This is a genomic window from Pseudomonas chlororaphis (genome assembly GCF_001921865.1).
Lineage (GTDB): Bacteria > Pseudomonadota > Gammaproteobacteria > Pseudomonadales > Pseudomonadaceae > Aquipseudomonas > Aquipseudomonas chlororaphis_D.
The window spans coordinates 55,670-76,384 of the sequence record NZ_MSCT01000004.1 but is presented as its reverse complement, the minus strand read 5'-3'; the positions used below and the strand labels follow the sequence as shown (position 1 = coordinate 76,384).

Sequence of the window (20,715 nt, the reverse complement as noted above, 5' to 3'; positions counted from 1 at the left end):
CTGAGTCCGATCCGAGGCTCCGCCTCGATATTCGCGCCATCCTAACGCGCTCGCGACCACGGATGCAGCCCCTTTGCCGTCAGCGGGATAGACGGCAAGGGGGCAAACCTAATCTAATTGCCTCTATTGAGCTTAGTGGCGAACTGATTGCCCCGCAGGCAGTCGAAGCCGGTAACTTTTGCCTACCTCTGGTTTATCAAGGACGCACATGTCGCTTCTTAAAATCGCTTCCGTGGCTTGCCTGGCCCTGACCCTGGGCGCCTGCCAAAGCCTGTTTCAACCCAGCCATCAAAAGCCCCTGCAAAGCACCAGCGACAAGTCGGAACAGATCAAGCCCGGCTGCAGCAATCAGGACTGCCCGCTGGTGAACATCGACACCGTACATTTCGCCGACGAGCCGCAGCTGGATGCACTGATCGAAAAGCGCCTGTTGCAGATGACCCGCGCCAGTGCGAACCAGGCTGTTCCCGCCACCCTGAGCGCCTATCGCGAGCAGTTTCTGCGTGAGGCCGACAGCCGCCACAGCATGTACCTGCAAGCCAAGGTACGCGAACAGCATGACGGCCTGGTGATCATCGAGCTGGCCAGCTACCTGGACACCGGCACCGCCCACGGCACGCCTGGGCGCGGTTTCATCAACTACTCGCGCGAGCTGCACAAGGAACTGACCCTGGCCGACATGCTGCGCCCAGGCCAGGAAGACGCGTTCTGGAAGGCCGCCCAGGTGGCCCATAACAGCTGGCTGATCAGCACCAAGCTGGACCAGGAGCCTGAGTTCATCAAGACCTGGCCCTTCCAGAAGACCCCGAACGTGGCGCTGACCTACGGCGGCGTGATCCTCAAGTACAACGTCTCGGTGATCGCGCCTTACGCGCTGGGCCACATCGAACTGAAGATCCCTTACAACCGCCTGAACGGCATCCTCAAACCCGAGCTGTTTCCCGGCCGTAGCTGAAAGCCCGTCCCAACAGCCCTTGCAGCAGCCCTGCCAGCACCAGCGACGGCAGGGTCGCGCCGACATCCGGGTAGAAGTTGGCCAGCAAGTGATAGGTGCTGACCCCGCCCAGCCAAGCCAGCAACGCCGGCCAGCGCAACCCCACGGGCGTCACCTGGGCGCTGCGCTTGCGCAGGATGAAGTGGTCCACCAGCACCACGCCGAACAGCGGCGCAAACACCGAACCGATCAGCAGCAGGAAGTTCTGGTATTGGGCCAGCGGCGCCAGGCAGGCGATCAGGGTGCAGAGCACGCCGATGGCCAGGGCCAGGTGCTCGACTTTCAAGCGCAATAGAATGCCGCTGGAAACCGCCGCCGAGTGGATATCGGCAAAGGCGTTTTCCGACTCGTCCAACAGGATCAGCAACAGTGGAATCCCCAGGCCCGCGCCGGCCAGCGCCAACAGCAGAGCATTGACTTCGCCGCTCGGCGCAAAGGCCAGGGTGTAGGCCACGCCCAGGCTCATCAGCCACAGATTGCCGATGAAAAAGCCCAGCGCCGTACCGCCGAAAACGTTACGCGCACGCTTGCCGAACCTTGAGTAGTCGGCGATCAGCGGCAACCACGACAACGGCATGGCGATGGCGATGTCGAACCCTACGCCGAGCGGCATGGAACCGTCGCCGGCCTGGGCCCAGAGCGCGGCAAGATCGGCCTTGGCGAACAGGTTCCACGTCAACCAGAGGCACGCCGCCAACAGTAGCCAGATACCCCATTTGCGCAGGACCTTGCGCACGAAGGTCAGCGGTCCGCTGACCGCGAGCAGGGTCGCCAGCGCGCCGAAAAACAGCGTCCACAACAGCGGATTGGCCAGCAAGCTGCCTTCGCTAAATGCGCGGGTGCCCAAGAGGCTGGCGGCATCGCGCATGACGATGATTTCGAACGAACCCCAACCCACCAATTGCAGCAGGTTGAGCAGCGCCGGCAGGCTCGCGCCGCGGGTGCCGAGGCTGAGCTTGAGCGCCGCCATGGACGACAGGCCGGTATCGCTGCCGATCACCCCGACCGCCGCCAGCAACAGCACGCCCACTGCCGTACCGAGAAAGATCGCCAGCAATGCGCCGGACAGGCCCAGGCCTGGCGCCAGCAACGCGCCAGTCTGCAACACCATCAGGCCGATGCCGAGGGAAAACCACAGGGAAAACAGATCGCGCGCGCCGAATACACGGCGTTCGGCCGGGACGGCGAGATCGGGAGAGTAAGTGCTGCTGGTTGTGTTCAAGGGTGCTATCTCGAAGGAACATTGTTCTTGTTGCGTTTGCCAGACCGCTATCGCGAGCAGGCTCGCGCCTACAGGAGACGCATTACCTGCAGGAGCGAGCTTGCTCGCGATCAGAACGCCTCAGCGCTCGACGGTCCGGATCAAACCTTCTTGTACAGCTGGCTGCCTTCCTGCTTGAAGCGCTCGGCCTGCTCGGCCATGCCCTGGACGACGTCCACGTCCACCGCTTCGATGCGCTGGTTGGCCGCGTACTCGCGGACTTCCTGGGTGATCTTCATCGAGCAGAACTTCGGCCCGCACATGGAACAGAAGTGCGCGACCTTGGCCGAATCCTTGGGCAGGGTTTCGTCGTGATAGGCGCGCGCGGTATCCGGGTCGAGGCCGAGGTTGAACTGGTCTTCCCAGCGGAACTCGAAACGCGCCTTGGACAGGGCATTGTCGCGGATCTGCGCGCCCGGGTGGCCCTTGGCAAGGTCGGCTGCGTGGGCAGCGATCTTGTAGGTGATGATCCCGGTCTTCACGTCATCCTTGTTCGGCAGGCCCAGGTGCTCCTTGGGCGTGACGTAGCAGAGCATGGCGCAACCGAACCAGCCGATCATCGCCGCGCCGATCCCGGAGGTGATGTGGTCATAGCCCGGCGCGATGTCGGTGGTCAGCGGGCCGAGGGTGTAGAACGGCGCCTCGTCGCAGCATTCCAACTGCTTGTCCATGTTCTCCTTGATCAGTTGCATCGGCACGTGGCCCGGGCCTTCGATCATGCACTGCACGTCGTGCTTCCAGGCGATCTTGGTCAACTCGCCGAGAGTCTCCAGTTCGCCGAACTGCGCTTCGTCGTTGGCATCGGCAATCGAGCCCGGACGCAGGCCGTCGCCCAGCGAGAAGCTGACGTCGTAGGCCTTCATGATTTCGCAGATTTCGTCGAAGTGGGTGTAGAGGAAGTTCTCCTTGTGGTGCGCCAGGCACCACTTGGCCATGATCGAGCCGCCGCGGGAAACGATGCCGGTCACCCGCTTGGCGGTCAGCGGCACATAGCGCAGGAGCACGCCGGCGTGGATGGTGAAGTAGTCCACGCCCTGCTCCGCCTGCTCGATCAGGGTGTCGCGGAACAGCTCCCAGGTCAGGTCCTCGGCCACGCCGTTGACCTTTTCCAGAGCCTGGTAGATCGGCACGGTACCGATCGGCACCGGCGAGTTGCGGATGATCCACTCGCGGGTTTCGTGGATGTGCTTGCCGGTGGACAGGTCCATCACCGTGTCCGAACCCCAGCGAATGCCCCAGGTCAGCTTCGCCACTTCTTCTTCGATGGACGAACCCAGGGCGCTGTTGCCGATGTTGCCGTTGATCTTCACCAGGAAGTTGCGGCCGATGATCATCGGTTCCAGTTCGACGTGGTTGATGTTGGCCGGAATGATCGCGCGACCGCGGGCGATTTCCTCACGGACGAACTCAGCGGTGATTTCCTTCGGAATGCTGGCGCCGAAGCTGTGGCCGGCATGCTGCTGGTTGAGCAAGCCGGCGGCGCGGACTTCTTGAAGCTTCATGTTTTCGCGGATGGCGACGTATTCCATCTCGGCGGTGATGATGCCTTGGCGCGCGTAGTGCATCTGGCTGACGTTGGCCCCGGCCTTGGCCCGGCGCGGGTTGTTGACGTGGGCGAAACGCAGCTTGGTCAGCTCCGGATCGGCAAGGCGTTCCTGGCCGAAGTTGGAGCTCAGGCCGGACAGGCGCTCGGTGTCGCCGCGGTCGTCGATCCAGGCCGAACGCACATCGCCCAGGCCCTTGCGCACGTCGATCACCACGTTGGGGTCGGTGTAGGGACCGGAGGTGTCGTACACCGTCACCGGGGCGTTGATCTCGCCGCCGAAGTCGGTGGGGGTCACGTCCAGGCTGATCTCGCGCATTGGCACACGGATGTCCGGGCGCGAACCCTGGACATAGATTTTTTGCGAGCGGGTAAAGGGCTGAACCGATTGCTGGTCGACTTGGGCCGACTCACTCAGGTTGCTAGCGTTTTTTAATTTTGTCGTCATCACGGGCTCTCCAGACAGCATCCAGGCAGTGGATTTTTGTCGGAGCGAACCTGTCACGAACGGACGCAGCCATCGCTGGCGCCAAAGGCGAAAACCAGCGGGTGCAGTGCTTGGTGCTCGAGGGGTGTTCGATTGTCGAACAACATCCCGGACGAAGCACAAGAGGACTCGCCGGGTGACGAGAAATCTTGTTCCCTACGCAGGCGCTAACCTGATCAGGTTCAACGGGATCCGGATTATCCGATCTCAGCCTCATAGCAAGGCACCCCGACAAGAACCCGGCCAGTCTAGACAAAGCCGATACAGAACGCCAACCCCTCGGCAAACAGCGTGATGAATGGCGTAAATGCAGGATTGTTGCCATCGGCACGCGCATCTACACTCGTTGGGCTGCGTCCGACCTTGACGCTGCACAGGCCGAGACTTAGCCTTGGCGCCAGAATTATCCTCGTAATATCAACTCTAGGGATCGCCGAATGCTGCGCAAACTTTCACTGGCCATCGCCGTGTCTTGTGCGTCCAATGGAATGGCCTGGGCAGCAGAAGCGCCCTTGACCAACAAAACCGACCTGGTCAGCGTCTACCAGGAGGCAGTGGACAACAACGCCGACCTCGCCGCCGCCCGCGCCGACTACGACGCCCGCAAGGAAGTGGTGCCCCAGGCCCGCGCCGGTTTGCTGCCCAACCTTTCGGCCGGTGCCGACCTGAACAACACCCGGACCAAGTTCGACGAGCCGTCGATGACCGCGACACGCAGCGGCACCGTGTACCAGGCGACCCTGGCCCAGCCGATTTTCCGCGCCGACCGCTGGTTCCAGCTGCAAGCGGCCAAGGACGTCAACGAACAGGCCGCGCTGGAACTCTCGGCCACCGAGCAGAACCTGATCCTGCAAAGTGCCGACAGCTACTTCTCGGTCCTGCGCGCCCAGGACAACCTGGCCTCGACCAAGGCCGAGGAAGCGGCCTTCAAGCGCCAACTGGACCAGTCCAACGAACGCTTCGACGTCGGCCTGTCGGACAAGACCGACGTCCTGCAATCCCAGGCCAGCTACGACACCGCGCGAGCCAACCGGATCCTCGCCCAACGCCAGGTGGACGACGCCTTCGAAGCCCTGATCACCCTGACCAACCGTCAGTACAACTCGATCCAGGGCATCGTCCACAGCCTGCCGGTGCTGGCGCCGACCCCCAACGACGCCAAGGCCTGGGTCGATACCGCGGCCAAGCAGAACCTCAACTTGCTGGCCAGCAACTACGCGGTCAGCGCCGCCGAGGAAACCCTCAAGCAGCGCAAGGCCGGCCACGCGCCAACCCTGGACGCGGTGGCGCAATACAAGAAAGGCGACAACGACGCCCTGGGCTTCAGCAACCCCGCCCCCCTGGGCCAGCGCTACGGCAGCGACGTCGAACAACGCAGCGTCGGCCTGCAACTGAACATCCCGATCTACAGCGGCGGCCTGACCAGCTCCCAGGTCCGCGAGTCCTACTCGCGCCTGAACCAGAGCGAGCAGCGGCGCGAGGCGCTGCGCCGGCAGGTGGTGGAAAACACCCGCAACCTGCACCGCGCGGTGAACACCGACGTCGAACAGGTCCAGGCCCGGCGCCAGTCGATCATCTCCAACCAGAGCGCGGTGGAAGCCACGGAGATCGGTTATCAGGTCGGCACGCGCAATATCGTCGACGTGCTCGACGCCCAGCGCCAGCTGTACACCTCGGTGCGCAACTACAACAACAGCCGCTACGACTACATCCTCGACAACCTGCGCCTCAAGCAGGCCGCCGGCACCCTCAACCCGGGCGATCTGCAAGACCTGGCGCGCTACCTGAAGGCCGACTACAACCCGGACCGCGACTTCCTGCCGCCGGACCTGGCCAAGGCCGCCGCGGAACAGCTCAAGGCTCGCCCCGGCCAATAAACCTGTAGCCGCAGGACGCAAAAAGGCCACCGCCATTCGATTGAATGACGGCGGCCTTTTTTATTACCCAGCCTGCGCCAGGGTCTACAGCAAACGCCCCAACCCATCGAGCAGGCGCTGCAGGGCGCCCTGGTTGCTGCGCATCACTTGCAAGCCGGCGTCGGCCATCTTCTGCGCATCCCGCGGCAACTCGAACAGGCGCTGCACCGCCACGGCCAGGCCATGGGCATCGTCGACTTCCTGCAAGGCGCCCGCCTCGCGCAGCAGCGCCGCGATCTCCAGGAAATTGAACAGGTGCGGCCCGCTCAGCACCGGCTTGGCCAGGGCCGCCGGCTCCAGCAGATTGTGGCCGCCGTTGGGCACCAGGCTGCCGCCGACGAAGGCGCTGTCCGCCAAGGCATACAGGAACAGCAACTCGCCCATGGTATCGCCCAGCAGCACCGAGGTAGCGGCGCTCACCGGCTCGGCGGCGGAACGGCGAACGGTCGCGAATCCCTGCTGGCGGCACAGTTCGTACACCGCGTTGAAACGCTCCGGATGACGCGGCACCAGGATCAGCAGGGCATTCGGATAACTGGCCAGCAACTGGCGATGGGCATCCAGCACCACGGCGTCTTCGCCTTCATGGGTGCTGGCGGCAATCCATACCGGGCGTTCGCTGGCATGCCACTGCAGGCGCAACTCGTTGGCGCGCGCCAGCAGTTGCGGATCGATGCTCAGGTCGAACTTGATCGAGCCGGTCACCTCGACCGTTTCGGGCCGCGCGCCCAGTTGCCGAAAACGCTCGGCCTCGGCTTCGGTCTGCACCGCGAACAAGCTCATTTCGGCGAGCATCGGTGCAGTCAACTTGGCGAAACGCCCATAGCCCCGGGCCGAACGCTGCGACAGCCGCCCATTGGCCAGCGCCACGGGAATCCCGCGCTTGGCGCACTGATGAATGTGATTGGGCCACAACTCGGTTTCCATGATCACCGCCAGCTTCGGCTGGGTCCGCTCGAGAAAACGCGCAGCGGCGCAAGGCAGGTCGTACGGCAGGTAGCAGTGCTGGATCCGCGGCTCGTTGGCGAACAGTGCCTGGATGCGTTCCGAGCCGGTGGGGGTCATGCAGGTGACCGTGATCGGCAGCTGTGGATAACGCGCCAGCAAGGCGCGGATCATCGGTGCGGCGGCGATGCTTTCGCCCACCGACACCGCGTGCACCCAGATGCCGCCCTTCTGCATCGCCGGCAGGCCCCAGGCAAAACGCTCGCCGATCCGCTGGGCATAAGCCGGCGCCTTGCGCGCCCGCAGCCATAGACGAATCGCCACCAATGGCAGCCCCAGGTAAAACAGCGCGGTGTAGAGAGTTCTATTCATGGCGGCGGAGTTTATCGGCTTTTTCAGCCAATCGCCCGCAAGTGCACGGCAAAACGCTCCGCCAGCCAGCGTGCCGCCGGCCCCAGGGGTTCGTCGCGGCGCCAGACCAGCTCCACCACCAGCGCCGGGGGGGTCCATTCGCTGGCCAACTCGACCATCTGCCCCTGGTAAGTCGGGTACTGCACCACATGCCGCGGCAGCCAGGCCCACCCCAGGCCGCGGGTCAGCCATTCGGCCATCACGTAGAAGCTGTCGGCGCGCCAGACCTGCGGGCTGGCCGGTTCGCTGCCGGGGTAGACGCTCGATTGCGTGGCCATCAGCAACTGTCGGTGTTGCGCCAGTTGCTGGCAATCCGCCGTGGCTTCGCGGGCCAGGGGATGGTCGACGCCGCAGACCGTGACCATCTCGATGCTGCCCAGCACCCGGCGCTCAAGGGCTTCGGGAATGCGCTCGTGATAAAACAGCAGGCCCAGGTCGGCGCGGCGCTCCACCAGCTTGCGGGCCACGTCGCCCTGGGCGGAGCTGGTCAGTTGCACCTCCAGGCTGGGAAAGTGCTCGGCCAGCGCCTCGAGGCTGTCGATGACCGGCTGATACGGCATCGCTTCGTCCTGAGCCAGGCGCAAGCGGGCTTCCTGGCCGCGCAGCAAGGCCAGCGCCCGACCATTGAGACGTTCGCATTGGCGCAGGACCTCCCGCGCCTCCTCCAGCAGGGTCGCGCCGGCTTCGGTGAGCTTCGGCTGGCGCCCACTGCTGCGCTCGAACAGGCTCACCCCCAGGTCCGCCTCGAGCAAGGCAATTGCACCGCTGATCGCCGACTGCGCCTTGCGCCGCTCCCGCGCCACCGCCGAAAACGAACGCTGCTCGGCGACGCTGACGAACAGCCGCATCTGCTCCAGATTCCACTGCATGCTCATGGCCCAACCCATCTTTAAAACAGATAGGTAATGACTTTACCCCATCTCAACAATCTCTAGAATGCCGACCTCATCAAGCACGCCCAAACACGAGGACTCTCCCATGAACGCTTACACCTACCTGGCTATCGCCATCTGCGCCGAAGTGATCGCCACTGTTTCGATGAAAGCGGTCAAGGGCCTGAGCACCCCGATTCCCCTGCTGCTGATCATCGTCGGCTACGGCGTGGCCTTCTGGATGCTGACCCTGGTGGTCCGCACCGTGCCGGTGGGCGTGGCTTACGCGGTCTGGGCCGGGATGGGCATCGTCATGGTCAGCGTGGCCGCGCTGTTCCTTTACGGGCAGAAGCTGGATATCCCGGCGATGCTCGGCATGGCGCTGATCGTCCTGGGGGTGGTGGTGATCCAGCTGTTTTCGAAAACCGCGGGGCATTAAAAGCAGCGGCAAGCTTCAAGCTACACGCGGCAAGAGTGAGCGCCAGGCTTGCAGCTTGAGGCTTGAGGCTTGAAACTTGCGGCTTCGATTGGTTCTCTGAGGTCGCTGCATGCCATCCGTTATTTCCACCGACGTGCTGATTGTCGGCGCTGGAGTCGCCGGCCTCTGGCTGAACGCGCGCCTGCGTCGCCAGGGCTTTTCCACTGTACTGGTGGAGAGCGCCAGCCTCGGCGGCGGACAAAGCGTCAAGTCCCAGGGAATCATTCACGGCGGCGCCAAATACGCCCTGCACGGCGCCCTGACCGGCGCTTCGGAAGCCATCGCCGACATGCCGCGCCGCTGGCGCGAGGCCCTGGCCGGCAGCGGCGAGCTGGACCTGTCCGGCGTGCGCCTGTTGTCCGAGGCGCATTACCTGTGGTCCCCCGGCACCCTGGCCGGCAACCTCACCAGCTTCTTCGCCAGCAAGGCGGTACGCGGCCGCGTCGACCAGGTCAAGGGAGACCAGTTGCCGCCAGCCCTGCAGGACCGACGCTTCAAGGGCAAGGTCTATCGCCTGGCCGAACTGGTGGTGGACGTGCCAAGCCTGATCGAGCGCCTGGCCGAACTCGGCGGCGACAGCCTGCTGGCCGGGCAGAAGATCGAACCCCTGCTGGAGAACGGACAGCTGGTGGGCCTGCGGGTCGACGAACGGGACATCCGCGCGCAACGCATCGTCCTCAGCGCCGGTGCCGGCAATGCCGAGTTGCTCGGCAGCCTCGGCCTGAGCCAGCCAGCCATGCAACGCCGGCCGTTGCACATGGTGATCGTCAAGGGCCCGAGCCTGAAACCGCTGTACGCCCATTGCCTGGGCGGCGGGCCGAAACCGCGCATCACCGTCACCACCCACCCGGCGGCCGACGGCCAGTGGGTCTGGTACCTCGGCGGCGACATCGCCGAAGCCGAGGGCGTGGCGCGCGAGCCCGCGGCACAGATTGCCGTCGCGCAAAAAGAACTCGGCAACTTGCTGCCCTGGATCGACCTGAGCCAGGCGCAATGGGCCACCTTGCGGGTGGACCGGGCGGAACCTGCGCAATCGGGGCTGACCCGTCCGGACAATGCCTTCCTCGCCGAGCAGGATCGCCTGCTGGTCGGCTGGCCGACCAAGCTGGCCCTGGCCCCGGATTTCGCCGACCGGGTGTTCGCCGCCCTCGAGCGCGACGGTATCCAGCCGGGCCCCGCGGCCGCCTTGCCGGCCCTGCCGAAGCCCGCCATCGCGCAACCGGCGTGGGAGCAACTGCTGCCATGAGCCAACCCACCCTGCACGACTTGCATCGCCCCTTGGGCAACACCGGGCTGCGGGTCTCGCCGCTGGGCCTGGGCACCGTCAAGCTCGGGCGCGACCAGGGGGTGAAATACCCCAACGGCTTCCAGATTCCGGACGATAGCGAAGCCCGCCTGCTGCTCAAGCTGAGCCGCGACCTGGGCATCAACCTGATCGACACCGCCCCCGCCTACGGCCGCAGCGAACAACGCCTCGGCCCGCTGCTGCGCGGGCAGCGCCAGGAGTGGGTGATCGTCAGCAAGGTCGGCGAAGAATTCGAAGACGGCCTGTCGCGCCACGACTTCAGCGCCGCGCACACTCGCCTGTCGGTGGAGCGCAGCCTGCAGCGCCTGGAAACCGACTTCATCGACCTGGTGCTGGTGCACTCCGACGGCAACGACCTGGCGATCCTCGATGAGAGCGAGGTCTACCAGACGCTCGCCGAGCTCAAGCGCGAAGGCAAGATCCGCGGCTTCGGCTTTTCCGGGAAGACCGTCGAGGGCGGGCTCAAGGCCCTGGAACAAGGCGACTGCGCCATGGTCACCTACAATCTGAACGAACAGCACGAGAAGGCGGTCATCGACTATGCCGCCGCCCATGGCAAAGGCATCCTGGTGAAAAAAGCCCTGGCCAGCGGTCATGTGTGCCTGGCCCCCGGCGTCGACCCGGTTCGCGCCAGCTTCGAATTGCTGTTCGGGCAGCCGGGCGTCGCCAGCGCCATTGTCGGGACCATCAACCCGTTGCACCTGGCCCATAATGTCGCCACTGTCGCGCAGGTACTGCGCAAAAACTGATGCCGCCGACGCGGCCGACCCCGACGCAAGAAGGAGCCGACATGCCGCGTACGCTCATAAGAAAGAACCCCAGCAACTTCAAGACGCTGCCCCTGTTCGTCGAAGCGACGCCCGAAGGCCTCAGTTACCAGAGCGTCGGCATGCCGCTGAACTTTGCCCAGACCCTGCAGCGCCGGCGCCCGGTGGTAGTGGCCGATGCCGAGCGTTTTTCCCTGGAGCTGGCCAACCTCGGTGTTTCGGTGCGCCTGACCCTGCATTGGCAGAACCGCGACTATTGGGTGCTGGTCCGCCAGCGCCGCCAGGACCGCGGCGATGTGGTGCTCAAGCTAATTTCCGGCTACGTCCCGGCCCACGAGCTGAACCTGCCGCTGCATACCGCCATCCAGGAAATCGCCGAGGAGTGCCTGCTGGAAACCCCGGAAGGCTGGCTCGGCGGGCGCTTCAACGACACCTGGCTGCCCGCGCCCTATTCGACGGCCCTGCACTATCGCGAGGCCCTGCCCTTTCGCCTGACGCCGCTGTCGGGCGCGGCGCGGCCGGTGCGCTGCGCCAACCTGCAACTGCTCGAACGGCCCCAGGCTTACGTGCACCTGCCCACCGCGTCGCTACAGCTGATCTACGACCTGCGCCTGGACGTACCGAAGGAAGCCAAGTCCCTGAGCCTGTTCCACGTCGACGAACGCCTGGAAGGCGACCAACTGGTGGCGCGCCTGGATCGCAAGCGCCCGGACCTGTACCTGATGCCACTCAAGGACGGGCAGCCGTGCGCCGAGCTGTATACCTTGAAAAAGGATCAACTGCACCCGGCGAGCACCCGCGGCCTGTACCTGGCCGAAAGCTTCGCCCGGCAGCAAGGCTGGCTGGTGCATGACGAGCGGATTCGCTGGAAGGACTGGTTGAAGCAGCAGGGTCTGAGCGCACCGGAGAAAGACTCCAAGCTCAAGCGCCTGACCGGCAAGGCGCGGCAGATATTGCGCAAGATCGTGCCGGCCAAGGCCAGCCGGCAGCGTTGAGCTGCGCCTCGCCCGTCGCGGGCTTACCGCAAGCGGGCGAGGCGGCCAGTCGCGTCATTCGGTCTTGCGGATCTTCTCGACGATGGCGGTGGTGGAGCTGTTCTCCACCAGGCCCAGCACCTTCACCGTGCCACCGTAGGCATTGACGATATCGGCGCCGACCACCTGGTCGACCGAGTAATCCCCGCCCTTGACCAGCACGTCCGGCTTGACCTGGGCCAGCAGGTTTTCCGGCGTTCCCTCGGGGAAGCTGATGACCCAATCCACCGCGCCCAGGCCGGCCAGTACCGCCATGCGCCGGTCGACGCTGTTGATCGGGCGCCCCGGTCCCTTCAGGCGGCTGACCGAGGCATCGTCGTTGATCGCCACGATCAGCCGGTCGCCTTGCGCCCGCGCCTGCTCGAGGTAGGTCACATGGCCGGCGTGGAGGATGTCGAAGCAGCCGTTGGTGAAGACGATCGTCTCCTTGTGCGCCCGCGCGTCGTCGATCGCCAACAGCAACTGGTCGAGGCTCAGCACGCCGCGCTCGGAGCCTTCCTCACGCTGGATCGCGCGACGCAGTTCCGGAGCGCTGATGGCCGCGGTACCCAGTTTGCCGACCACGATGCCGGCGGCCAGGTTGGCCAGGGCCACCGCGTGCGGCAGCTCTTCGCCCGCCGCGATCGCCGCCGCCAGGGTGGAAATCACGGTATCGCCGGCACCGGTGACGTCGAACACTTCACGCGCCCGGGCCGGCAAATGCAGCGCCGGATGGTCAGGGCGCAACAGGGTCATGCCGTGTTCGCCACGGGTCACCAACAGCGCGCCCAGTTCCAAATCGTGCATCAGCTTCGCGCCTTTGCCGACCAGGTCGTGTTCGTCGACGCAGCCGCCGACGATGGTTTCGAACTCGCTGAGGTTCGGGGTGATCAGGCTGGCGCCGCGATAAATCGAAAAATCCTTGCCCTTCGGGTCGGCCAGCACCGGGATGCCGCGCGCGCGCGCGGCCTGGATCAGCGCCTGGTGGTTCTTCAGCGCTCCCTTGCCGTAGTCGGACAAGACCAGCACCTTGATGCCGTCCAGCAACTGGTCGACTTCGGCGCCCAACGCCAGGGCGTCGGTGGCGAAAGGTTCTTCGAAATCGATACGCAGCAATTGCTGGTGCCGGCTCATGACCCGCAGCTTGACGATGGTCGGCTGGTGGGCAATGCGCTGGAACAAGGCACGCACGCCGGCGCCCTGCAAACTATTGGAGAGACTGTCGGCAGCCTCGTCGTCGCCGGTGACGCCGACCAGCGAGGCCGGCGCGCCGAGCGCGGCAATGTTCAAGGCAACGTTCGCGGCACCGCCCGGGCGGTCCTCGATCTGCTCGACCTTGACTACCGGTACCGGCGCCTCAGGGGAAATCCGTGAGGTACCACCATGCCAGTAACGGTCGAGCATGACATCGCCGACCACCAAGACAGGGGCTTGATCGAATCGCGGCATGGACAACTTCATGGAGCAACCCACATACAAAATGAACAGGGGCGCGATATTAACACAGGGTGAACGCTGCCTAGTTCTACCGCTGCACGAGTATTCGCGATCGCCGTAGGCTGTTCATTTTTTGAGCAAAAGCTCCATGAGCCGGTCTGTCGCACAGGCCAGTCCGACCGTTTCGGTGTCGATCTCGCAGTCGGCGTTCAAGGGGGCCTCGTAAGGACTGTCGAGCCCGGTGAAGTCGCGGATGCGCCCCTGGCTCGCAGCCTGATACAGGCCCTTGGGATCGCGCCTAGCGCAGACAGCAAACGATGTGCTCACGTAAACCTCGAGAAACTCGTCCGCCGCGAACAGGGCCCGGGCAGCGGCACGCTCGGCGCGAAACGGCGAAATCGCCGAGACGATCACGATCAGCCCGGCCTCCACCATCAGCCGTGCCACCTCGGCCAGCCGTCGGATGTTCTCCTTGCGGGCCTCGGCGCCCATGCCCAGGTCACGGCACAGGCCGCCACGCACGTTATCGCCGTCGAGGACAAAGGTATGCCGGCCCTGCCCGCTCAACCGCAGCTCCAGCAGATTGGCCAGGGTCGACTTGCCGGCGCCGGAAAGACCGGTCAGCCAGATGCAACACGGACGCTGATGCTTGAGCGCCGCCCGCTCGATGGCGCTCAACGACAAACCGTAGGGGCGGATATCCGCTTGCAGGCCGTGCAACGAAAGGGGCTCATTCATAACCGAGCATCTCGTAGTCGCGCTGGTAGGCCCGACGTACCAGGCGTCGGGTACGCACCGAGCAGAATTCCCGGGCGGGCGCCTGCTGCCGCTGTCGCGACTCATTGAGATGCGGCAGGGCACTGTTCACCCCCAGGTGCTCGCTGAGCAGTTGATAGTCGCGCTGCAGGTGCTCCTGATAGCCGATGAAGTCCATGCCCAGGCGCCCCATGGAGTCCACCAGGAAATCGGTCTGCGGGGCGAAGTGCAATTGCTTGTGGATATTTTCCGGGTGCAGCCAGCGCCCGACGAAGTCGTCGAAGTCGCGGTAGTGGCTGACCAGTCGCTGGGCGGCCTGGTCGCGATGGCTCAGCTCGTTGCCACGCAGGAAGGCATAGGCCGAATAGGCCCGCTCCAGGGGATCGCGAACCACGGCGAACTTGAAACTGCTGGCGAACTGCTGGGGAAACTGTTGCTCGTACCAGTAAAGCGGCAGGTGCCCCGGTGTCCAGCCGTCGAACAAGGCCGAACACAGGCTGCTGCCCGCGCATTTGGGCACATGGATGAACACACAGCCGCGGTGACGGAATGGCGCCGGGAAATGGACATTGGCCGACATCGACTTGTTCACCACCTGCCGATCCACCACCGACAGGCGTCCGAGCAGAAATGCCCGTTGCGGCTTGGGCAATAATTTCCACAGATAACGTTGCAGCATTCCAGCACCCACGCGACGGGGTTGACCCCCTCGATTCAGCCGACGATTGAGGCTGGAACCATAACAAGCGTGGAGCGCCGAATTATTTAGGCTTGGTCAAGACTGTAAGGATCTGGATACAAAAGACCATCTGGCGCATTGCGCGCCGGAAGCCGCTTCAGGGCGGGCTTTACCCCACCCTGAAGCGCAACTCAGGCGATGCCTTCGGACGCGGGCTCGTCCAGGCCCATGGCATGCAGCCGCGAGTAATAGCCATTCTGCGCCAGCAGGTCGACGTGGGTACCGCGCTCGACGATCCGCCCCTGGTCCATGACCAGGATCAGGTCGGCCTTCTCGATGGTCGACAACCGGTGAGCGATCACCAGGGTGGTGCGCCCCTTCATTACCTTGTCCAGGGCTGCCTGGATATGCCGCTCGGACTCGGTGTCCAGGGCGGAGGTGGCTTCGTCGAGAATCAGCAGCGGCGCATTCTTCAGAAGGGCTCGGGCAATCGCCAGGCGCTGGCGCTGGCCGCCGGAAAGCAGCACGCCGTTCTCGCCGACCTGGGTATCCAGGCCTTCAGGCAACTGCGAGATGAAATCCATGGCATAGGCATCCGTCGCAGCCTTTTCGATATCTTCCCGCGGTGCCCCGGCCAGGTCGCCGTAAGCGATATTGTTGGCCACGCTGTCGTTGAACAGGGTCACGTGCTGGGTTACCTGGGCCACATGACGGCGCAGGTTGCGCAGGCGGTAATCTTCGATTTCCACGTCGTCGAGCAGAATTTGCCCGGTTTCGTGATGGTAGAAGCGCGGAATCAGGCTGGCCAAAGTCGACTTGCCACTGCCGGAACGGCCGACCAGCGCAATCATCTGCCCGGGTGCCGCAGAGAAGCTGATGTCCTTCAACACCTCCCGGTCCGTGCCCGGGTAGCTGAAGCTGAGGTTACGCACATCGAGACGACCCTCGACCCGCTCGCGCTCGACCTGGCCCCGATCGACTTCAGGCTCGACGTCCAGTTGCTCGAAAATGCTTTCCGCGCCCGCCACGCCTTTCTGGATGGTCGAACTGACCTCTGAAAGTTGGCGAATCGGCTTGGGCAACAGGCCCGCCGCGGTAATGTAGGCCACCAGGTCGCCTGCCGTGGCATCGCCACGCAGGAACAGCACCAGGAACATCAACACCGCCATGGCGGAGTAGATGACCAGCTGCAGCATCGGCGTGTAGACCGCCCCGGTCTTGGTCATGCGCAACTGTTTATCGGTGTTGCTCTGGCTGGCATCGACGAAACGCTGCTGCTCGTAGCCTTCGCCGCCGAAGCTGCGCACCACGCGATAGCCCTGGATAGTCTCGGAGGCGACATGGGTGACGTCGCCCATCGCCACTTGGATCTTTTTGCTCTGCTTGCGGAATTTCTTGCTGGTGTTGCCGACCATGAGCGCAATCAGCGGCAGGATCGCCAGCATCACCAGGGTCAGTTTCCAATTCATCCACAGCAGGTAAATGAACAGGAAGACCACCGTCAAGCCTTCGCGAATCACCACCTTGATAGCGTCGGTGGCAGCGCCGGTCACCATGGTGACGTTGAAGGTAATGCGGGAGATCAGGTGCCCGGAGTTGTGGGTGTCGAAATAGCGGTTCGGCAAGACCAGCAGCTTGTTGAACAGCTGGACCCGCAGGTCATGCACCAGCCCCAGGGAAACCTTGGCCAGGTAGTAGTTGCCGAGGAAGGAGCCCAACCCCTGCCACGCCGCGATCAGGATGATCAGCAGCGGCACCGCCATCAATAGCTGCAAGTCACGTAGATAGGGAACGCTGGGGAAGAGCACCGCTTCGGGGTTGCTCAAACCGTCGACGAAATATTTGAGAATGCCCGCCAGCATCGGCTGGGTGGAAGCAAATATCACGAAGCCCACGATACTCAGCAGGAAAATGCCTATGTAGGGTTTTACATACCCCAACAGCCGAAAATAGATTTTCAGGCTGGAATCCTGTTCCGCTTTGGGCGGTGCGTCACTCATCGTCGAGCTCACTGGTTAGGAGGAACGCGGGATTTTATCACAGCCTGTGTTACCGGCCCGCGCCCAGACCAAAACTGTGGCCAGGCCGATCGGCAGCCAACTGATGAACCATTCGGCGCGGGGGGTTCCACTCAAGCTGGCCGCGTCGAACTGCATTGCCAGGAAGGAGAACAGCCAGATTCCGATAATGCCACGACCATAGAGGGTGTCCCGGGCGCGCCAGGCTTCGCACAGGACCCCGAACCAGACCACGACCCAGAGCAGCAATCCGGGGATTCCCAGCTCAATGGCAATGTGGGTGAACAGATTATGGGCGTGATCGAACAGTATCCCTTCTGCCGATACGCCATAGCTCGAGCCCAGGCCAAAGCCCGTCCATGGGTGCTCGGCAATCATATGCAGGCTGGCCATTAATATCTGCGGGCGAAAGGAAACACCCCGCGCCAGGACCAAGGGTTCGAAAAACCAGAACATCAGCATCGCCAGCAGCAATGCCGCTGCCGCGAAAATTCGACTGGGCCGGTCGCGACACCAGATAGGCATCGCCAGCACGGTCAGGAACAGCGCCAGGGCCGCACCACGGCTCTGGGACAACACGACAAACCCTCCGAGCAAGGCCAGCGCCACCAGCCATACTGCCTGGAGGGCGCGGGTACGCGGTGCCCAATGCAGCAACCAGATAGCGGCCAGGCCAATGACATATCCCCCCAGGATCGGGTGAGCCAGCTCCCCCAACCCCACTAGGCGATCCCACCAGACATTTCCCTTGATCCCGTAGAACTGAATAATGGCCAACAACGCCGTGACCGCCAGCCCCACCCCACCCCACTGCATGACGCGGATCACCCGCTCAGGCCGGGCATTAGCGAAAATCGGGAAAAACAGCAGGAACACCGCGATATACAACAGGCGCTTGGCCTCCCGCGAAGGGTCCTCTGCCTGCGTCCAGAACAGGCTGATCAGCCCCCAGGCGGCGAGCCCGAGCAAGGCCAGGCCAAGCCAGCGCTGGGCGCGCCACCACTCGACCAGGCGTTCGCGCGCGGGCCAGGCCAGGATCATTGCCGGCAACCACAAGAAGGCAACCAGTCCCTGCTGATAGAGCTTGTTGGTGGGCGCCAGGGCGATGGCCAGCAAAAACCATAGCAACCCGATTGTCATCCATACCTGCGCCCAGCGTGTAGCCTGCATCTATTCGCTCCTAAATGGTTCACCCAGCCAACCTGGCATGGTTAAAACAACAACTTTTCGGCATCATTGCCCGCCACAGTGCCCGCCACTTCGACAAGGCTTCCTACGATGCAATGCTCCCGGCTTCCCCAAGCCACTTTGAATCAGATGATTGAAGGCGCCAGAATTCTGGAGGCCGACAGTTACGGCCCGAAAGTCTACCTGCTGCAGGACGGGAATATTCTTAAACTGTTCCGCCGCAAACGTCTTTTTTCATCCGCGTTGTTTCGGCCTTATTCGAAGCGCTTTATCGACAACGCTGCACGCCTGGAACAACTCGGGGTCCCGACGTTGCAGGTATTGGAGTTCTACCGCCTGGAACAACCCGGCATGACCGCCGTGCTCTACCGGCCGCTACCTGGCGAAACCCTGCGCCAGGTCGCCAATAAGGAAGGCTTCGACTGGCAACAGGCCCTGCCGGACCTGGTCGAGCTGATTCGCGGCTTGCACACCTCCGGGATTTACTTTCGCTCGCTGCACCTGGGCAATATCGTTATCACCCCGGACAATCACTTCGGCCTGATCGATGTGGCGGACATGCGCTTTTTCCGTGGGCCGCTACCGCGCCATCTGGTCAAGCGCAACCTGCAACACTTCGCGCGCTATATTGCCCGAGAGAAGCTGAACGGTAGCTTTCCAATGCACGCCCTGGAGCAAGCCTTACTCCCGGCATGACAACAGGGCAGCGGCGGCCTGGCTGAAACGTTGCCAGGACAGGTCAGGGGCCAGCGCAACGTATTGATCCGCAGCGATGGTTTGCGCAGGCAAATCGAGGGCCTGAAGAATGGCTTCCCGCCAGGCGTCGATGTCATTCACCGGCGCATAACGCCCGGTATCGGCCAATTGCTCGCGGAATACCGGCAAATCGCTGGTCAACACCGGTACGCCAGACATCACTGCCTCTTGCAGGATCAGCCCCAGGCCTTCGTCCAGCGACGGGATGGCGACCCAGTCGAATGCCTTGTACAGCGTCGCGGCATGTTTCAGATGCCCGGGCAGCGAAACCTTGTCCCGTAGCCCCAACTGATCGATACGCGCCTCAAGCACCGTGCGATTCGAACCTTCGCCGATAATCACCAAGCGCATCTCCGGCCGGCTCGCCAACGCCTTGGCAAAGGCCTCCAGCAGGCAGGCAAACCCCTTATCGTCCACCAGGCGTCCGACCGCGCCCAATACCGGCGTATCGTCCGCGGGCAACCAGAGTTTCGCCCGGGCCTCGGCACGCGACAGCAGCCTGGCGTTGAACGCCCGCGGATCGAACGCACTGCGCAAGGCCGTCACCGGCATCTGCAAATCGTCTTCAAGGCAGGAAGCCAGGGTTTGCGATACCGCCGCGAGGGTCAGTTGCGAAGTAGAAAACTGACGGAACAGCCGTTGATCCTTGCGATGCAGCCGCGTGGAACCGTGGATCACCACCACCGCACGTATGTGCGGCAATGATTTGAGCACCGGCAGCAGGGTACGAGCCACCCCCAAGCCATCGAGCAGCAGCACCTGGGCGTCGCTTTCTTGCAGGGCCTTGCGAAAGCCGGCCCGCAACCAAGGCTTGAGCAAGCGCCAGAAGTGCTTGCCCTTCAGACGTGCCGACGACAGGTTCCACTCCCGGCACTCACCGACGTCGGCACCACATCCGGCGGACGTGCCTTGCAGCAGCCAGGTCTTGATCACAGTGCCTGGCTCGGACTGAGAGAGGATCTGCTGGTGCACTTTGTGAACGGAGGCAAACGCACTGCCTCCCGCCCACATGACGTTGAGAATGCTCATTGGGCACACAGCCCTTTCGCCGTATTCATGACAGTGAAACCGGTACTACCAATTGATAAACCAGCCAATACCGACTCCCAGCAGCAGGACTAAAACCAGCTTGATTTGCTCTCGACGACTGCGTCGGGCCTTGCGCTGACGCTCCACGGATGTTTCCACATGCAGGCCGAAGCCGGTATGCAGCACCGCGTCGCCTTCGAGGCTGACGGCCATCAGGTTCAGTTCAGCATAGCGTTTGGACAGCGCTTTCTCGCCGCCGTGCCCGGCATAGGGCGCGCACAAACGATATTGCTCCATACGCCGCAGCCCCGGGTTCAGGGAAAAGCTTTGCCATTCGGGCTTGTCGGAGATCAGCGGGTAGCACGGCACACCGCCGATCAGCTCGCGCGCCCCCAGATGGATGTACGGACTGTGGACGCGCAAGTCATGGGCATAACTGCGCAACCAGACCTGCAGGATGTCCGGACGCTGCTCGAGAATCGCTTTCGAGTCTTCGACAAAACCCGGGCGGTAGAACTCCCAGTCGTCTTCGCAGTGAAAGATATAGGGGGTCTTGACGTGCCCGTAGGCAAGATCGATAGACGCCAACTGCCCGAGCTTCGGGCGATTGACGAAGAACGTACAGTGGTCCTTCCAATGGACGGGCACAGCCGCGCGCACCCGCTCGTCGCCAGCATCTTCAGTGATGAAGACTTCGCGAATTGGAGCGCTGTTGAAGCGATCGAAACTCTCAAGCGTGAGCTTGAGCAGATCCAGACGGCCGCAACTGGTGACCACCAGGGTGATGTCACTCTCTTGGCTAAACTGCACTTGATTATCACCTGCAACAAAGTGCCATCACTATCAATGGGTTAGGGAT

The 20,715-nt window shown here is 63.4% G+C and carries 18 protein-coding genes and 1 riboswitch; of the genes, 7 read left to right on the top strand and 11 right to left on the bottom strand.

What is annotated here, in order from left to right; genetic code table 11:
• Positions 1 to 208 precede the first annotated feature (208 nt).
• Positions 209 to 955, top strand: coding sequence for an RsiV family protein (locus BTN82_RS02275; protein ID WP_075117567.1), 747 nt, complete (start codon positions 209 to 211; stop codon positions 953 to 955).
• Here the strand turns inward: BTN82_RS02275 and cytX are convergent.
• On the bottom strand, positions 924 to 2,216 hold the full coding sequence (gene cytX, locus BTN82_RS02270; protein WP_075117566.1) for a putative hydroxymethylpyrimidine transporter CytX: 1,293 nt from the start codon (positions 2,214 to 2,216) through the stop codon (positions 924 to 926). The genes BTN82_RS02275 and cytX overlap by 32 nt on opposite strands.
• Before the next feature lie 140 nt (positions 2,217 to 2,356).
• The gene (thiC, locus tag BTN82_RS02265) at positions 2,357 to 4,246 is read right to left on the bottom strand and encodes a phosphomethylpyrimidine synthase ThiC (protein ID WP_075117565.1); all 1,890 of its coding nucleotides are present in this window, start codon (positions 4,244 to 4,246) and stop codon (positions 2,357 to 2,359) included.
• A gap of 175 nt (positions 4,247 to 4,421) precedes the next feature.
• Positions 4,422 to 4,526, bottom strand: a riboswitch (TPP riboswitch).
• 196 nt (positions 4,527 to 4,722) lie between these two features.
• Between thiC and BTN82_RS02260 the strand changes: the two genes are divergently transcribed.
• Positions 4,723 to 6,162 carry a TolC family outer membrane protein gene (locus BTN82_RS02260; RefSeq protein ID WP_075117564.1) on the top strand — a complete coding sequence of 480 codons (1,440 nt, stop codon included), beginning with the start codon at positions 4,723 to 4,725 and terminating at the stop codon, positions 6,160 to 6,162.
• Positions 6,163 to 6,246: 84 nt separating this feature from the next.
• Here BTN82_RS02260 and waaA read toward each other — a convergent pair whose 3' ends face one another.
• Together waaA and BTN82_RS02250 are read right to left on the bottom strand one after the other, a co-directional pair.
• Positions 6,247 to 7,518: a lipid IV(A) 3-deoxy-D-manno-octulosonic acid transferase gene (waaA, locus tag BTN82_RS02255; RefSeq protein WP_075117563.1), complete on the bottom strand. Its 1,272-nt coding sequence runs from the start codon at positions 7,516 to 7,518 to the stop codon at positions 6,247 to 6,249.
• Positions 7,519 to 7,541: 23 nt separating this feature from the next.
• On the bottom strand, positions 7,542 to 8,432 hold the full coding sequence (locus tag BTN82_RS02250; RefSeq protein WP_075117562.1) for a LysR family transcriptional regulator: 891 nt from the start codon (positions 8,430 to 8,432) through the stop codon (positions 7,542 to 7,544).
• Between the two features lie 103 nt (positions 8,433 to 8,535).
• On the opposite strand from BTN82_RS02250, the gene BTN82_RS02245 reads away from it, so the two are divergent.
• The 4 genes from BTN82_RS02245 (at position 8,536) to BTN82_RS02230 (ending at position 11,975) form a co-directional block, all read left to right on the top strand.
• Positions 8,536 to 8,868, top strand: coding sequence for a DMT family transporter (locus BTN82_RS02245; RefSeq protein WP_075117561.1), 333 nt, complete (start codon positions 8,536 to 8,538; stop codon positions 8,866 to 8,868).
• A 109-nt stretch (positions 8,869 to 8,977) separates the two neighbouring features.
• A complete protein-coding gene (locus BTN82_RS02240) occupies positions 8,978 to 10,153 on the top strand; it encodes an NAD(P)/FAD-dependent oxidoreductase (RefSeq protein ID WP_075117560.1) in 1,176 nt (391 codons plus the stop codon).
• A complete protein-coding gene (locus BTN82_RS02235; protein ID WP_075117559.1) occupies positions 10,150 to 10,962 on the top strand; it encodes an aldo/keto reductase in 813 nt (270 codons plus the stop codon). Before BTN82_RS02240 ends, BTN82_RS02235 begins: the two co-directional genes overlap by 4 nt.
• A 41-nt stretch (positions 10,963 to 11,003) precedes the next feature.
• Entirely contained in the window at positions 11,004 to 11,975 is a 972-nt protein-coding gene (locus BTN82_RS02230) for a metal ABC transporter ATPase (RefSeq protein ID WP_075117558.1), read from the top strand.
• A gap of 54 nt (positions 11,976 to 12,029) precedes the next feature.
• On the opposite strand, the gene hldE is transcribed toward BTN82_RS02230, so the two are convergent.
• The 5 genes from hldE to BTN82_RS02205 form a co-directional block, all read right to left on the bottom strand.
• Positions 12,030 to 13,454: a bifunctional D-glycero-beta-D-manno-heptose-7-phosphate kinase/D-glycero-beta-D-manno-heptose 1-phosphate adenylyltransferase HldE gene (gene hldE, locus BTN82_RS02225; protein ID WP_075117557.1), complete on the bottom strand. Its 1,425-nt coding sequence runs from the start codon at positions 13,452 to 13,454 to the stop codon at positions 12,030 to 12,032.
• A 102-nt stretch (positions 13,455 to 13,556) separates the two neighbouring features.
• Entirely contained in the window at positions 13,557 to 14,168 is a 612-nt protein-coding gene (gene cysC, locus BTN82_RS02220; protein WP_075117556.1) for an adenylyl-sulfate kinase, read from the bottom strand.
• Positions 14,161 to 14,865, bottom strand: coding sequence for a sulfotransferase family 2 domain-containing protein (locus BTN82_RS02215; protein ID WP_075117555.1), 705 nt, complete (start codon positions 14,863 to 14,865; stop codon positions 14,161 to 14,163). Before BTN82_RS02215 ends, cysC begins: the two co-directional genes overlap by 8 nt.
• Before the next feature lie 191 nt (positions 14,866 to 15,056).
• On the bottom strand, positions 15,057 to 16,865 hold the full coding sequence (msbA, locus tag BTN82_RS02210) for a lipid A export permease/ATP-binding protein MsbA (protein WP_075117554.1): 1,809 nt from the start codon (positions 16,863 to 16,865) through the stop codon (positions 15,057 to 15,059).
• Between the two features lie 15 nt (positions 16,866 to 16,880).
• Entirely contained in the window at positions 16,881 to 18,053 is a 1,173-nt protein-coding gene (locus tag BTN82_RS02205) for an O-antigen ligase family protein (RefSeq protein ID WP_075117553.1), read from the bottom strand.
• 108 nt (positions 18,054 to 18,161) lie between these two features.
• Between BTN82_RS02205 and BTN82_RS02200 the strand changes: the two genes are divergently transcribed.
• Positions 18,162 to 18,767 (top strand): toluene tolerance protein, encoded by a 606-nt coding sequence (locus tag BTN82_RS02200; protein WP_075117552.1) that lies wholly within the window; start codon positions 18,162 to 18,164, stop codon positions 18,765 to 18,767.
• On the opposite strand, the gene BTN82_RS02195 is transcribed toward BTN82_RS02200, so the two are convergent.
• Both BTN82_RS02195 and BTN82_RS02190 read right to left on the bottom strand, forming a co-directional pair.
• Positions 18,753 to 19,856: a glycosyltransferase gene (locus BTN82_RS02195; protein WP_075117551.1), complete on the bottom strand. Its 1,104-nt coding sequence runs from the start codon at positions 19,854 to 19,856 to the stop codon at positions 18,753 to 18,755. The two genes, BTN82_RS02200 and BTN82_RS02195, sit on opposite strands and share 15 nt — an antisense overlap.
• 45 nt (positions 19,857 to 19,901) lie before the next feature.
• A complete protein-coding gene (locus BTN82_RS02190) occupies positions 19,902 to 20,666 on the bottom strand; it encodes a hypothetical protein (protein WP_075117550.1) in 765 nt (254 codons plus the stop codon).
• Positions 20,667 to 20,715: the final 49 nt, after the last annotated feature.